The sequence below is a fragment of the Stenotrophomonas acidaminiphila genome (assembly GCF_014109845.1).
Lineage (GTDB): Bacteria > Pseudomonadota > Gammaproteobacteria > Xanthomonadales > Xanthomonadaceae > Stenotrophomonas > Stenotrophomonas acidaminiphila.
This window is the reverse complement of sequence record NZ_CP043567.1, coordinates 2,269,466-2,282,726: the sequence shown is the minus strand read 5'-3', so window position 1 is coordinate 2,282,726 and position 13,261 is coordinate 2,269,466. Positions and strand designations below refer to the sequence as shown.

Genomic DNA, 13,261 nt, shown 5'->3' with positions numbered 1-13,261 from the left:
GGCGTCCAGTCTGCTCCCGCCGCCAGGATGGCCTCAGCCGCCGCTGGCGACCAGCTCGGCCAGCTGCACCGCATTGAGCGCGGCACCCTTGCGGATGTTGTCGGCCACCACCCACATGTTCAGCCCACGCGGATGCGAAAGATCCTCGCGGATACGGCCCACGTAGACCGGGTCGGTGCCCGAGGCATGGGTGACCGGGGTCGGGTAACCACCGGCCCTGCGCTCGTCGACCACCTTCACGCCGGGCGCGGCGGCCAGCAGTTCGCGCGCCTGCTCGACGCTGATCTTCTTGCGGGTTTCGATGTTCACCGCCTCGGAGTGGCCATAGAACACCGGCACCCGCACCGCCGTGGGGTTCACCTGGATGCTGTCGTCGCCGAGGATCTTGCGGGTCTCCCAGACCAGCTTCATTTCTTCCTTGGTGAAGCCGTTGTCCAGGAACTCGTCGATATGCGGGATCAGGTTGAAGGCGATCTGCACCGGGAACTTGGCCGGCTCGATCTCCTGGAACCCGAGCAGCTGCGCGGTCTGCTTGCCCAGCTCCTCCATGCCGGTCTGGCCAGCGCCGGACACGGACTGATAGGTGGCCACGTTGATGCGCTCGATGCCGTACTCGCGGTGGATCGGGGCCAGTACCGGCATCAACTGCATGGTCGAGCAGTTGGGGTTGGCGATGATGCCGCGCGGGCGGTTGCGGGCCGCCTCCGGGTTGACCTCGGACACCACCAGCGGCACGTCGTCGTCGTAACGGAACGAGGACGAATTGTCGATGACGACCGCGCCGGCGGCGGCGAACTTCGGCGCGTACTCCCTGGAAATGCCGCCACCGGCGGAGAACAGGGCGATCTCGACGCCGGCGGGATCGAACGTGGCCAGGTCCTGGATGGTGACCTTTTCGCCGTTGAACTCGACCTGCTGGCCGGCCGAGCGCTCGGACGCCAGCAGGCTCAGCTTGCCCACCGGGAACTCGCGCTCGGCGAGGATCGACAGCATGGTCTGGCCGACCGCGCCGGTGGCGCCGACGACGGCTACGTGGAAACGACGGACTTCATTGCTCATGGGGCGTACTCGAAGGAAAGAGATGGGGGGACACGCGTCGAGCCAGGTTCGGGGAACCTCCGGCGACAGCCACGGAGGCTCCCTATCGTTTGTTGATGTCGATCCTGCGGCCGGCGTCGCCCAGGCCGGTGCCGCCATCGGCCAGCACGCCGGCGTTGAGCACATTGGCCGGGCGGCCGGCATCCGGGCCGATGCCCAGGCCCGCCAGCAGGTTGTCCACCGCCAGCTGCGCCATCGCCCGGCGCGTGGCCAGCGACGCACTGCCGACATGCGGGGTCAGCACGATGTTGCGCAGGGCCCGCAGTTCCGGGCGCACCTGCGGCTCGTTCTCGTAGACATCCAGCGCGGCCGCGGCCAGGCGGCCATGGGCCAGCGCGTCGGCCAGCGCGAGCTCGTCGACCAGGCCGCCGCGGGCGATGTTCACCAGGGTGGCGCCGGGTTTCATCTTCGCCAGCGCGACGGCATCGATGACATGGTGGTTCGACGCGGTGTACGGCAGCGCCAGCAGCAGGTGATCGACGCTGCCCAGCAGTTCATCGAACCCCGCGTAGCGCGCGCCGACCGCCTGCTCCACCTCCGCCGGCAGCCGCGAGCGGTTGTGGTACAGCACCGTCATGCCGAAGCCATGATGGCCACGGCGGGCGATGGCCTGGCCGATGCGGCCCATGCCCAGGATGCCCAGGGTGCTGCCATGCAGGTCGGCGCCGAGCATGGTGGTGAACGACCATTGCCCCCAGTGGCCCTCGCGCAGCCAGCGGTCGGACTCGACGATGCGCCGCGCCGCGGCCATCAGCAGCGCGAAACCGAGGTCGGCGGTGGTCTCGGTGAGCACGTCCGGGGTGTTGGTGGCGACGATGCCCGCCGCGCTCAGCGCCGGGATGTCGAGGTTGTTGTAGCCGACGCCGACGTTGGCGACGACCCTCAGCGACCGGGCGCCGGCGATCTCGTCCGCGCCGATGCGCTCGTTGAGCGTGACCAGGGCGCCATCGACCCCGGCCAGGTGCGCCGCCAGCGCGGCACTGTCGTGCGCGCTGACAGCCGGCGTGGCCACCACGTCGCAGTACGCGGCCAGCTGCGCGACGGTATCGTCGAACAACGGCTGCGCCACCCAGACGCGGGGCCGCCGCTCAGCCATCGAGGCTGCCGGGGATGCGCGGCGCCATCGCGCCCACGTCGCCGCACTGCGCGCGGTGGCGCAGCGCCTGGTCCATCAGCACCAGCGCCAGCATCGCCTCGGCGATTGGGGTGGCGCGGATGCCGACGCACGGGTCGTGGCGGCCGGTGGTGACCACGTCGACCGCATTGCCGTGCACGTCCACCGTGGCGCCCGGCAGGCGCAGGCTGGAGGTCGGCTTGAGCACCATCGAGGCGACGATCTGCTGGCCGGTGGCGATGCCACCAAGGATGCCGCCGGCATGGTTGGACTGGAAGCCGTCCGGCGTGATCAGGTCGCGGTGTTCGGTGCCCTTCTGCGCGGCGCTGGCGAAACCGTCGCCGATCTCCACGCCCTTGACCGCGTTGATGCTCATCAGCGCCGCGGCGATCTCGCCGTCGAGCTTGCCGTAGATCGGCTCGCCCCAGCCCGGCGGCACGCCGTCGGCGACCACGTTCACCCGCGCGCCGACCGAATCGCCGGACTTGCGCAGCGCGTCCATGTACGCCTCCAGCTCCGGCACCTGCGCGGCGTCGGGCCAGAAGAACGGGTTGTCCTCGACCGCGCTCCAGTCGAATCCACGCGGGGTGATCCCGCCCAGCTGCGACAGCCAGCCGCGCACGGTCACGCCGTGGCGCTGCAGCAGCCACTTCTTGGCGATCACCCCGGCGGCCACGCGCATGGTGGTCTCGCGCGCCGAGGAGCGGCCACCGCCGCGCGGGTCGCGGATGCCGTACTTCTGCCAGTAGCTGTAGTCGGCGTGGCCCGGGCGGAACTGCGCGGCGATGTCGCTGTAGTCCTTGCTGCGCTGGTCGGTGTTGCGGATCAGCAACGCGATCGGGGTGCCGGTGGTGCGGCCTTCGTACACCCCGGACAGGATTTCCACCTCGTCGGCCTCGCGCCGCGCCGAGGTGTGCCGGCTCTTGCCGGTGGCGCGGCGCTGCAGGTCGTGGGCGAACTCCTCCGGCGCGATCTCCAGCCCCGGCGGGCACCCATCGATCACGCAGCCGATCGCCGGCCCGTGCGACTCGCCGAAGGTGGTGACCGTCAACAGCTTGCCGAAGGCGTTGGAGCTCATCGCTGCGCCGCCAGCTCGGCGATGCGCGCGTGGTGCGCGCGCAGCTCGGCGGCCTCGACCGCGAAGATGCCCATCTGCCCGACCTTGAACTCGATCCAGGACATGAACACTTCCGGCAGCAGCTTGACCAGGTGCTGCTCGGAATCCCCCACTTCGCAGATCAGCAGGCCATCCTCGCTCAGGTGGTCCGGCGCGTCGCGCAGGATCTTCAGCACCAGGTCCAGGCCGTCGTCGCCGGCGCGCAGCGCCAGTTCCGGTTCGTGCGCGTACTCGCGCGGCAGCGCGTCGGTCTCGTCGTTGGTGACGTACGGCGGATTGGTGACGATCAGGTCGTAGACGCGGCCCTGCAGGCCGGCGAACAGATCGCTGCGGACCAGCTCGACGTTGTGCGCTAGCAGGCGCTCCTTGTTCTCGGCCGCCAGCGACAGCGCGGCTTCGTTGATGTCGCTGCCGTCCACCTGCCAGTTCGGGTAGTAATGGCCCATGGCGATGGCGATGCAGCCCGAACCGGTGCACAGGTCCAGCGCGCGGGTGACGTCACGCCCGGCCAGCCACGGTTCGAAGCCGTTGAGGATGAGTTCGGCGATCGGCGAACGCGGCACCAGCGCGCGTGCGTCGCTCTTGAAGCTCAGGCCGGCGAACCAGGCCTCGCCGGTCAGGTAGGCGGCTGGCACGCGCTCGGCGATGCGGCGCTCGAACAGCGCCAGCACCTGCTGCTTTTCCTCTGCCAGCAGTCGCGCCTGGCCATAGGCCGGGCCCAGGTCCGGCGGCAGGTGCAGGGTATGCAGCACCAGGCTGGTGGCTTCGTCCAGCGCATTGTCGTAGCTGTGTCCGAAGGTCAGGCCCGCGGCATTGAAACGGCTGGCGCCGTAGCGGATCAGGTCGATGATCGTGTGGAGTTCGGCGGCCGCCTGGGCTGTCATGGCAATACGGGGGACAAGGGTGGTCTGCGATTATAGGCGTGCACCCGGTATATTGAGCGCCCGGTTGCAGCCGAAACTGCGGCGATGTCCCGGCATCGGCCCGCAACGCCCCGGCAAGCGGCCGCCGGCGCGCACTGCCACCGCCCCCGCAGACCCGCGCCCCGCCCTGGCGGGGCCGCCACCACCCCTACGGAGAAACGGTCCATGTTCAACCGCAATACCGGCATCGTCCTGGCCATCGCGCTGGCGGCTGGGCTGGGCCTGTTGCTGGCGCAGAAGGTATTCGGCCCGGCCGGCAATGGCGGCCACCAGGCCGGTTCGATCATTTTCTACCCCACGCCGCGGCCGCTGCCCGATTTCAGCCTCAGCCAGTCCGACGGCACCCGCCTGATTCCCGGCGAGCTGCGCGGGCACTGGACGCTGGTGTTCCTGGGCTTCACCTCCTGCCCGGACGTGTGCCCGACCACCCTGTCCGAACTGGCCCTGGCGCAGAAGCAGTGGGAGCGCATCCCCGAAAGCCTGCGCCCGCGGGTGGTGTTCGTGTCGGTCGATCCCGAGCGCGATACGCCGGCGCGGCTGGGCGAATACGCCCACGCCTTCCACAAGGACACCCTGGCAGCGACCGCCGACGTGCCGTCGCTGGAGCGCTTCGCCACGCCGCTGGGCCTGGTGTTCCAGAAGGCGCCGGGAAAGAACTACAAGACCAACCCGAACGACTACAGCATGGACCACTCGGCCAGCATCGCGGTGCTCGACCCCGAGGGCCGGCTGGCCGGGCTGATGCGCCCGCCGTTCGACCCGAAGCTGATCGCCAGCGACCTGACCAAGCTCACCGGAACCACCGCACCATGAGTCTGTTGACCACGCTCACCCATGCCCTGCCCCATCGCCTGTTGTCGTCGATGGCGCGCTCGCTGGCCTATTCGCGCAGCCCGCGCGTGTCGCGCTGGCTGATCGACACGGTGACGCGCAAGTTCGACGTCAACCTGGCCGAGGCGGCCAACCCGGACCCACGCAGCTACCCCAGCTTCAATGCCTTCTTCACCCGCGCACTGGCCCCCGGCGCGCGCGTGGCCGATGCCGACCCGCGTACGCTGCTGATGCCGGCCGACGGGCGCATCAGCCAGCTCGGCCCGATCGAGGACGGTCGCATCTTCCAGGCCAAGGGCCAGTCGTTCACCGCCGCCGAACTGCTCGGCGACGCCGCCGCTGCCGAACCCTTCGCCAACGGCCTGTTCGCCACCGTGTACCTGTCGCCACGCGACTACCACCGCGTGCACATGCCCTGGAGCGGCACCCTGCGCGAAACCGTGCACGTGCCCGGGCGCCTGTTCAGCGTCGGCCCGGCCGCGGTGGCCCACGTGCCGCGCCTGTTCGCCCGCAACGAGCGGCTGGTGTGCCACTTCGACACCGACTTCGGCCCGATGGTGCAGGTGATGGTCGGCGCGCTGCTGGTCAGCGGCGTGGAAACGGTCTGGAGCGGCGAGGAAATCCCCGCCTACGGCGACCGCATCACCCGCAAGGACTGGCGTGGCAAGGGGGTTACGCTGGAACGGTTCGCGGAGATGGCCCGCTTCAACTACGGCTCCACCGTGATCGTGCTGCTGCCGCCGGGGGTGGCGCAGTTCGATCCCACGCTGAAGGCCGAAAGCCCGGTGCGGCTGGGGCAGGCACTGGCGCGATTGACGTAATGGCCTGTTCCGACGCGGGCACATCACGACGCGTGGCGACGCGCCCACTTCCCTGACGCCCTGGTGTCATCGAGGCGCGGCCCGCTTCAACTACGGCTCCACCGTAATCGTGCTGCTGCCGCCGGGCGTGGCGCAGTTCGATCCCGTGCTGAAAGCCGAAAGCCCCGTACGGCTGGGGCAGGCACTGGCGCGGTTGACGTAATGGCCTGTTCCGACGCGGCCACATCACGACGCGTGGCGACGCGGCCACTTCCCTGACGCCCTGGTCTCAATGAGGCGCGGCCCGCTTCAACTACGGCTCCACCGTAATCGTGCTGCTGCCGCCGGGCGTGGCGCAGTTCGATCCCGTGCTGAAAGCCGAAAGCCCGGTGCGGCTGGGACAGGCACTGGCGCGATTGACGTAATGGCCTGTTCCGACGCGGGCACATCACGACGCGTGGCGACGCGCCCACTTCCCTGACGCCCTGGTGTCATCGAGGCGCGGCCCGTTTCAACTACGGCTCCACCGTGATCGTGCTGCTGCCGCCGGGCGTGGCGCAGTTCGATCCGGCGCTGAAGGCCGAACGCCCCGTACGGCTGGGACAGGCACTGGCGCGATTGACCTGACCCCATGCCGGCCTTGAGGCGTGTCCCTCATGGCCACGCACACCGGATGCTCCACCGCTGACGCGGCCATCCGACCATCGCCGCCACGTCATCGCCCCCATCAGTTTCTGGATCCACCGGATTCGACGCCTGCGCCCAACTGCCTGGCGACCGTAACCAGTGCCGACGGCCCCGGTCTACATGCCGGGTTTGATGTCCGCGTTAACGCTCACCACTCCGGCTCGCGCTCCGGCAGCAGCGCACGGATCACCTGGCCATCGGCACCGGCAGCCAGCTTCTCGGCCTCGGCGATGGGAATGTCCACCTCGATCAGCCAGCCTTCCTCGTCGGCCTGTTCGCTGCGGATGACCTCCAGCTGGTGCAGGCGCGAGCGCAGCCGGCCGGCGCTGGGCGGCAGGCGCACGCGGCCGGTGACGTGCTGCAACCCCAGACGCTTGCCCAGCACCGACTGCAGCAGGTCCAGACCGCGGCCGTCGCGCGCGGAGATCCACACCCGCTCGCGGCGCGCCTCGTCCGGCACGCCGTCCTGCGCGTCGTGGCGCACCTCGGCACCTTCGATGCGGTCGATCTTGTTGAACACCAGCAGTTGCGGAAGCTCGCCCGCGCCCACCGCCTCCAGCACTTCGTCGACCTGGGCGATGCGTTCCTCGCGCAGCGGATCGGCGGCATCCACCAGGTGCAGCAGGAAATCGGCCTCGCGCGCCTCGCTCAGGGTCGAGCGGAACGCCGCCACCAGTTCGTGCGGCAGGTCGCGGACGAACCCAACGGTGTCGGCCAGCATGGCGTTGCCGCCGGGCAGCGCGATGCGGCGCACGGTCGGGTCGAGGGTGGCGAACAGCTGGTCGGCTGCATAGGCGCCGGCACCGGTCAGGGCATTGAACAGGGTCGACTTGCCGGCGTTGGTATAGCCCACCAGGGCCACCCGCGGCATCTCGCTGCGCACGCGCGCGCGGCGCATCTGGGTGCGCTGTACCTCGACCTTTTCCAGCCGCTTCTGCAGCTGCTCCACCCGCTTCTGCAGCAGGCGGCGGTCGGTTTCCAGCTGGGTTTCGCCGGGGCCGCGCAGGCCGATGGAACCGCCGCGCTGGCGCTCCAGGTGGGTCCAGCCGCGTACCAGGCGCGTGGCCAGGTGGCGCAGCTGCGCCAGCTCCACCTGCAGTTTGCCTTCGTGGCTGTGCGCACGCTGGGCGAAGATGTCCAGGATCAGCCCGGTGCGGTCGATCACGCGCCGCTCCAGGAACCGCTCCAGGTTGCGTTCCTGCACCGGGGTCAGGGCATGGTTGACCAGCACCAGGTCGGCGCCGGTGGCGTCGGCCATGGCCTTGACCTCGTCCAGCTTGCCGCTGCCGATCAGGGTGGAGGGATTGGGGCGGTCGATGCGCGCGGTCACGGTGGCCGCGATGCTGGCGCCGGCCGAGCGGGCCAGGTCGGTGAACTCTTCCAGCACATCCTCTTCCAGCCGCCCCGGGTGCGGCTGGATCAACAGCGCGTGTTCGCCTCGTTTGGAGCGGTCAAACACGCGCCACGTCCTGCTTATTCGTTGTCGTCATCGCCTGCCTGATTGCTGTCGGCCGATTGCACGTAGCCGCCGCCCGGCCCCACGCGTACGTTGCGCGCCGGCACCACGGTGGAAATGGCGTGCTTGTAGACCATCTGGCTGACCGTATTGCGCAGCAGCACCACGAACTGGTCGAACGACTCGATCGTGCCCTGCAGCTTGATGCCATTGACCAGGTACACCGAAACCGGCACGCGCTCGCGGCGCAGTGCGTTCAGGAACGGGTCCTGCAAAGATTGCCCCTTGGACATCTTCAACTCCTCTTTATTGTTCTTATCGACCCGGGCCATGCGGCTTCCCCTGCCTGCCCGGAACGGGGATGTTACACCGCCCGGCGCGCTTCATCGCCCCAGGAACAGGGAAACCGCGTCCTGCAGGCGGCCGGCATCGGTGGCCGGATCGAACCAGCGCGCATCCAGCTCGCCGCGCAGCCAGGTCAGTTGGCGCTTGGCCAACTGGCGGGTGGCGAAGATCGCCTTGTCGCGGAAACCCGCGGCGCTGTCGTACCCGTCCAGGAACTGCCAGGCCTGGCGATAACCCACCGCGCGGATCGCCGGCAGGTCGAGCGGCGCCGGCACCCCGGCCATCGGCGGCAGCGCGCGCAGGCGCCGTACCTCGTCGAGAAAGCCGGCCTCCAGCATCAGGTCGAAGCGGCGTTCGATGCGGGCATGCAGCACCGCGCGGTCGGCCGGCGCCAGCACCAGCTTGAGCACGCGCGCCGGCAGCCGGGCGACGCCGGGCAACGCCTGCCAATGGCTGATCGGCTTGCCGGTGAGCCGGTACACCTCCAGCGCGCGCTGGATGCGCTGCGGGTCGGTGGCATGGATGCGCCGGGCCGCGGCCGGATCGATCCGGGCCAGCTGCGCATGCAGCGCCGGCCAGCCCGCCACGTCGGCTTCGGCCGCGATTTCCGCGCGGAGGGCCGGGTCGGCTTCCGGCATCGGCGACAGCCCCTGCAGCAGCGCCCGGAAATACAACCCGGTACCGCCGGCGAGGATCGGCAGCCGGCCACGCGCGACGATGTCGCGCACCGCCGCGGCGGCGTCGACCGCGAACTCGGCGGCCGAATAGCTCTGCCAGGGGTCGCGCAGGTCCAGCAGGTGATGCGCAATGCCGGCGCGTTCGGCCAGGTCGGGCTTGGCCGCGCCGATCTCCAGGCCGCGGTACACCAGCGCCGAGTCGACGCTGACGATCTCGCCGCCGTGGCGCCGGGCCAGTTCGATCGCCGCGGCGGTCTTGCCCGACGCGGTGGGGCCCATCAGCGCGATCGCCAGCGGCCGCGTGTCGGCCGCCATCAGTCCTCGTCCGGCCAGCGCGGCGGCGCCACGCGGTCGGCACGGGGGGCCGGTACCGCGTCGAGCGCGGCCAGCACCTTCAACGCATCGACCGTGGCGGCGACGTCGTGCACGCGCACGATGCCGGCGCCGCGCTGCACCGCCAGCAGGTGCGCGGCGACCGAGCCGGCCACGCGCTCGGCGGCAACGGTGCGGCCGGTGACCTCGCCGATGCAGCGCTTGCGCGACAGCCCCGCCAGCACCGGCACGCCCAGCGCCAGCAGTTTTTCCTGCGCGGCCAGCAGTGCGAAATTCTGCGCGGTGTCCTTGTTGAAGCCGTACCCGGGATCGACCACCAGCCGGTTGCGGGCGATGCCGGCCATCTCCGCGGCGAACAGGCGCTCGGCGAGGAAACGCTGCACGTCGCCGGCGACATCGTCGCTGTCCCAGGCCACGCCGGCGTCATGCGGGCCACCGACCGCATGCATCAGCACCACGGCCACGCCGGAACCGGCCACGACCTCCAGCGCGCCGGGCTGACGCAGCGCCTGCACGTCATTGACCATGCCGGCACCGGCCGCCACTGCGGCGCGCATCACCTCCGGCTTGAAGGTATCCACGCTGAGCGGCACCGGCACCCGCGCCGCCAGCGCCTCGATCACCGGCGCCACACGCTCGATTTCCTGCTGCGCCGACACCTGCCCGGCACCGGGCCGGGTCGACTCGCCGCCGATGTCGAGAATGTCCGCGCCCTGTTCGACCAGCGCCAGCGCATGGGCGATGGCCGCATCGGTACTGAAATGCCGCCCGCCATCGGAGAACGAATCCGGGGTGACGTTGACGATGCCCATCACCCGCGGGCGGTCCAGCCGCAACGGCCGGCCGGCGCAATCCACGACCGGCGAGGTATCGAACATCAGCGCCGGCTCCTGGCACGCACCACGGTGCCCAGCACGCTGAGCGCCACGCCCAGCACGATGCCGATGAAAATGCCCGTCAGGTAGTGGCCGGTCTTCACCCCGAAGGCGACGCCGGCCACGGTGGCGATCACCATCTCGGGGATGTGGGTGGAAGTGCTGGGAGAAGGTTCGTTCATGCTGCGAAGGGTAGCCGAGGACGGGGGGAAAAGCCTGCCGTCATGGTGATGGGCAGACGCGGCCGGGCGCATCGGCGGTCGCGGCGCCGCGGCCGGAGGTGCCACGGACATGAGCGTGCCAGGCCGGGCACAAAAGCAACGGGCCGGGGAAAACCCGGCCCGTCGTGCGTGCATGGCGACGCCGCTGGCTCAGTGCTGGCCGGCCGGGTCGGTGATCGGCGCCACCGGGCGTTCGTCGCCGCCCTTGTCGCCGTCGGACGGGTCGCTCTTGCCCTTGTCGACCCAGCCGGCCGGCGGCGAGGGCTTGCGGCCTTCCATGATCGCCTTGACCTGCTCGGCGTCGATGGTTTCCCAGTCCAGCAGCGCAGCGGTCATCGCTTCGACGATGTCGCGCTTTTCTTCCAGGATGCGGCGCGCCACGTTGTACTGCTCGTCGAGGATGCGGCGGATCTCCGCGTCCACCTTCTGCTGGGTGGCCTCGGAAATGGTCTTGCTGTGCATGCCGTAGCCGGCTTCCTCGTCGGCATAGACCATGGTGCCCAGCACGTCGGACATGCCGTACTTGGTGACCATGCCGCGGGCCAGCTTGGTGGCGCGCTCGAAGTCGTTGGAGGCGCCGGTGGACATCTCGCCGACGAAGATCTCCTCGGCGATGCGGCCACCGAACAGGATCGCCAGCTCTTCCAGCATGCGGTCCTTGTACTTGCTGATGTGGTCGTGCTCGGGCAGCTGCCAGGTCACGCCCAGCGCCCAGCCGCGCGGCATGATGGTGACCTTGTGCACCGGGTCGGCCTTGGGCAGCGACATGGCGACCACCGCGTGGCCCGACTCGTGGTAGGCCGTGTTGCGGCGCTCGTCCTCGCGCATGACCATGCTGCGGCGCTCCGGACCCATGTAGATCTTGTCCTTGGCGTCCTCGAAGTCCTGCATGCTCACTTCCTGCTTGCCGCGGCGCGCGGCGAACAGGGCGCCCTCGTTGACCAGGTTGGCCAGGTCGGCGCCGGAGAACCCCGGGGTGCCGCGCGCCAGCACTTCCGGCCTGACGTCGTCGGCGGCCGGCACCTTGCGCAGGTGCACGCGCAGGATCTGCTCGCGGCCCTTGATGTCGGGCAGGCCGACCATGACCTGGCGGTCGAAGCGGCCCGGGCGCAGCAGCGCCTTGTCGAGCACGTCCGGCCGGTTGGTGGCGGCGATCACGATCACGCCCTCACCGCCCTCGAAGCCGTCCATCTCGACCAGCATCTGGTTCAGGGTCTGCTCGCGCTCGTCGTGGCCACCGCCCATGCCGGAACCGCGGTGGCGGCCGACCGCATCGATCTCGTCGATGAAGATGATGCACGGTGCGTGCTTCTTGGCCTGCTCGAACATGTCGCGCACGCGGCTGGCGCCGACGCCGACGAACATCTCCACGAAGTCCGAGCCGGAGATGCTGAAGAACGGCACCTTGGCCTCGCCGGCGATGGCGCGCGCCAGCAGGGTCTTGCCGGTGCCGGGCGGGCCGACCATCAGCACGCCGCGCGGGATCTTGCCGCCGAGCTTGGTGAACTTGGACGGGTCGCGCAGGAAATCGACCAGTTCGCCGACCTCCTCCTTGGCCTCGTCGCAACCGGCCACGTCGGCGAAGGTCACCTTGATCTGGTCCTCGCCCTGCAGCTTGGCGCGCGACTTGCCGAAGGACATCGCGCCCTTGGCGCCGCCGCCACCGCCCTGCATCTGCCGCATCATGAAGATCCAGAAGCCGATCAGCAGCAGCACCGGCAGGAACTGCAGCAGGATCGACCAGAAGCTCGGCCCGGTGGCCGGCTTCATGCGCACGATGTCGACCTTCTTGGTGTAGAGCTGGTCGATCAGCTTCTCGTCGCGCGGCGCGTACAGCGAACCCTCGCTGCCGTCGCTGCGCTTGAAGCGGATGGCGTTGGTGGTCAGGGTGGTGTCGTCGGTGAACTCCACCGACTTGATCCGGCCCGCGTCCACTTCCTGCAGGAACTGGGTGTAGTTGCTGGCGTCGCCGACCGTCGGCGTGCCGCCGCGCGGGGCGAAGCTCTGGAACACCACCATCAGCACGACGGCGACAACCACCCATAGCAGGAGGTTCTTGGTCAGGTCGTTCATCCTCATCGGCTCCGGTGTTCCTCTAATTTCTGTCGCGATTCGTATGGTGTCGAGCTTACTTGATCTGCGTGCGCTTGCCCTGCCCGAGCGCATAGACCTCGGGCGAGCGCTTGCGCGAGGCTTCCGGCTTGCGGATCACGACCTTGTCGTAACGGCGGCGCATTTCCCGCACGTAGTCGTCAAAGCCGACGCCCTGGAACAGCTTGATCAGGAACGCCCCACCCGGCTTGAGATGGTGATCGGCGAAATCCATCGCCAGCTCCGCCAGGTGCATCATCCGCGGCTGGTCCACCGCATCCATGCCACTCTTATTGGGGGCCATATCCGACAGGACAAGGTCTACCGGCTGGCCGCCGAGCATGGCCTCGAACTGGGATAGGACCGTTTCTTCCCTGAAGTCACCATGAAGGAACTCCACGCCGGCCAGCGGCGGCATTTCCAGGATGTCCAGCGCCAGCACCCGGCCACTGTCGCCCAGCTGTCTCCGCACCTGCTGCGACCAACCGCCCGGCGCTGCGCCGAGGTCTACCACCACCATGTTCGGCTTCAGCAGCCGGTCGCGCTGGAGCAGCTCCTCCAGTTTGTAGGCAGCGCGCGAGCGCATGCCCTCGGCCTGCGCCTTCTTCACGAAGGGGTCGGAGAAATGCTCCTTCAACCAGCGTTGACTGCTCTTGCTGCGGGACATCGGAATGCGGCCTGTAGGGGTGGTCA

General features: G+C 69.4%; 14 protein-coding genes and 2 pseudogenes. 5 read left to right on the top strand and 11 right to left on the bottom strand.

The features are described 5' to 3' along the window. Positions 1-33: 33 nt before the first annotated feature. The 4 genes from F0P95_RS10400 to prmB form a co-directional block, all read right to left on the bottom strand. Positions 34-1,059, bottom strand: a complete 1,026-nt coding sequence (locus F0P95_RS10400) for an aspartate-semialdehyde dehydrogenase (protein ID WP_054664807.1) — start codon at positions 1,057-1,059, stop codon at positions 34-36. An 82-nt stretch (positions 1,060-1,141) separates the two neighbouring features. Then, positions 1,142-2,194, bottom strand: coding sequence for a 2-hydroxyacid dehydrogenase (locus tag F0P95_RS10395; protein WP_182334173.1), 1,053 nt, complete (start codon positions 2,192-2,194; stop codon positions 1,142-1,144). Next, on the bottom strand, positions 2,187-3,290 hold the full coding sequence (gene aroC, locus F0P95_RS10390) for a chorismate synthase (RefSeq protein ID WP_182334171.1): 1,104 nt from the start codon (positions 3,288-3,290) through the stop codon (positions 2,187-2,189). The genes F0P95_RS10395 and aroC overlap by 8 nt, the downstream gene beginning before the upstream one ends. Beyond that, positions 3,287-4,213 (bottom strand): 50S ribosomal protein L3 N(5)-glutamine methyltransferase, encoded by a 927-nt coding sequence (prmB, locus tag F0P95_RS10385; protein WP_054664802.1) that lies wholly within the window; start codon positions 4,211-4,213, stop codon positions 3,287-3,289. The genes aroC and prmB overlap by 4 nt, the downstream gene beginning before the upstream one ends. A 204-nt stretch (positions 4,214-4,417) precedes the next feature. Between prmB and F0P95_RS10380 the strand changes: the two genes are divergently transcribed. The 5 genes and pseudogenes from F0P95_RS10380 to F0P95_RS17820 all read left to right on the top strand — a co-directional run bounded on the left by F0P95_RS10380 (position 4,418) and on the right by F0P95_RS17820 (position 6,510). Continuing rightward, positions 4,418-5,065: an SCO family protein gene (locus tag F0P95_RS10380; RefSeq protein ID WP_054664799.1), complete on the top strand. Its 648-nt coding sequence runs from the start codon at positions 4,418-4,420 to the stop codon at positions 5,063-5,065. Continuing rightward, the gene (asd, locus tag F0P95_RS10375; RefSeq protein WP_182334168.1) at positions 5,062-5,904 is read left to right on the top strand and encodes an archaetidylserine decarboxylase; all 843 of its coding nucleotides are present in this window, start codon (positions 5,062-5,064) and stop codon (positions 5,902-5,904) included. Before F0P95_RS10380 ends, asd begins: the two co-directional genes overlap by 4 nt. Positions 5,905-5,983: 79 nt before the next feature. Then, positions 5,984-6,106: pseudogene (locus tag F0P95_RS10370) on the top strand (phosphatidylserine decarboxylase); the annotation flags it as partial. 79 nt (positions 6,107-6,185) lie between these two features. Continuing rightward, positions 6,186-6,308, top strand: a pseudogene (locus tag F0P95_RS17730) (phosphatidylserine decarboxylase); the annotation flags it as partial. Positions 6,309-6,312: 4 nt separating this feature from the next. After that, a complete protein-coding gene (locus tag F0P95_RS17820) occupies positions 6,313-6,510 on the top strand; it encodes a phosphatidylserine decarboxylase (protein WP_425515932.1) in 198 nt (65 codons plus the stop codon). 208 nt (positions 6,511-6,718) lie between these two features. On the opposite strand, the gene hflX is transcribed toward F0P95_RS17820, so the two are convergent. From hflX to rlmE, 7 genes are all read right to left on the bottom strand, one after another. Further along, positions 6,719-8,029: a ribosome rescue GTPase HflX gene (gene hflX / locus F0P95_RS10360; RefSeq protein WP_182334166.1), complete on the bottom strand. Its 1,311-nt coding sequence runs from the start codon at positions 8,027-8,029 to the stop codon at positions 6,719-6,721. 14 nt (positions 8,030-8,043) lie between these two features. Further along, the gene (gene hfq / locus F0P95_RS10355) at positions 8,044-8,319 is read right to left on the bottom strand and encodes an RNA chaperone Hfq (protein ID WP_054668644.1); all 276 of its coding nucleotides are present in this window, start codon (positions 8,317-8,319) and stop codon (positions 8,044-8,046) included. A 90-nt stretch (positions 8,320-8,409) separates the two neighbouring features. Further along, positions 8,410-9,363, bottom strand: coding sequence for a tRNA (adenosine(37)-N6)-dimethylallyltransferase MiaA (gene miaA, locus F0P95_RS10350; RefSeq protein ID WP_182334164.1), 954 nt, complete (start codon positions 9,361-9,363; stop codon positions 8,410-8,412). Next, the gene (gene folP, locus F0P95_RS10345; RefSeq protein ID WP_182334163.1) at positions 9,363-10,259 is read right to left on the bottom strand and encodes a dihydropteroate synthase; all 897 of its coding nucleotides are present in this window, start codon (positions 10,257-10,259) and stop codon (positions 9,363-9,365) included. Before folP ends, miaA begins: the two co-directional genes overlap by 1 nt. After that, entirely contained in the window at positions 10,259-10,438 is a 180-nt protein-coding gene (locus tag F0P95_RS10340) for a hypothetical protein (protein WP_152985084.1), read from the bottom strand. The genes folP and F0P95_RS10340 overlap by 1 nt, the downstream gene beginning before the upstream one ends. 189 nt (positions 10,439-10,627) lie before the next feature. Next, the gene (ftsH, locus tag F0P95_RS10335; RefSeq protein WP_182334161.1) at positions 10,628-12,550 is read right to left on the bottom strand and encodes an ATP-dependent zinc metalloprotease FtsH; all 1,923 of its coding nucleotides are present in this window, start codon (positions 12,548-12,550) and stop codon (positions 10,628-10,630) included. Positions 12,551-12,605: 55 nt separating this feature from the next. Beyond that, positions 12,606-13,235 carry a 23S rRNA (uridine(2552)-2'-O)-methyltransferase RlmE gene (gene rlmE / locus F0P95_RS10330; protein WP_380609894.1) on the bottom strand — a complete coding sequence of 210 codons (630 nt, stop codon included), beginning with the start codon at positions 13,233-13,235 and terminating at the stop codon, positions 12,606-12,608. Positions 13,236-13,261: the final 26 nt, after the last annotated feature.

Bases quoted from the DNA above. Each gene is read 5' to 3' on its own strand.
- F0P95_RS10400 (WP_054664807.1), bottom strand. From the start codon at position 1,059: ATGAGCAATGAAGTCCGTCGTTTCCACGTAGCCGTCGTCGGCGCCACC.
- F0P95_RS10395 (WP_182334173.1), bottom strand. From the start codon at position 2,194: ATGGCTGAGCGGCGGCCCCGCGTCTGGGTGGCGCAGCCGTTGTTCGAC.
- aroC (WP_182334171.1), bottom strand. From the start codon at position 3,290: ATGAGCTCCAACGCCTTCGGCAAGCTGTTGACGGTCACCACCTTCGGC.
- prmB (WP_054664802.1), bottom strand. From the start codon at position 4,213: ATGACAGCCCAGGCGGCCGCCGAACTCCACACGATCATCGACCTGATC.
- F0P95_RS10380 (WP_054664799.1), top strand. From the start codon at position 4,418: ATGTTCAACCGCAATACCGGCATCGTCCTGGCCATCGCGCTGGCGGCT.
- asd (WP_182334168.1), top strand. From the start codon at position 5,062: ATGAGTCTGTTGACCACGCTCACCCATGCCCTGCCCCATCGCCTGTTG.
- hfq (WP_054668644.1), bottom strand. From the start codon at position 8,319: ATGTCCAAGGGGCAATCTTTGCAGGACCCGTTCCTGAACGCACTGCGC.
- miaA (WP_182334164.1), bottom strand. From the start codon at position 9,363: ATGGCGGCCGACACGCGGCCGCTGGCGATCGCGCTGATGGGCCCCACC.
- folP (WP_182334163.1), bottom strand. From the start codon at position 10,259: ATGTTCGATACCTCGCCGGTCGTGGATTGCGCCGGCCGGCCGTTGCGG.
- F0P95_RS10340 (WP_152985084.1), bottom strand. From the start codon at position 10,438: ATGAACGAACCTTCTCCCAGCACTTCCACCCACATCCCCGAGATGGTG.
- ftsH (WP_182334161.1), bottom strand. From the start codon at position 12,550: ATGAACGACCTGACCAAGAACCTCCTGCTATGGGTGGTTGTCGCCGTC.
- rlmE (WP_380609894.1), bottom strand. From the start codon at position 13,235: ATGTCCCGCAGCAAGAGCAGTCAACGCTGGTTGAAGGAGCATTTCTCC.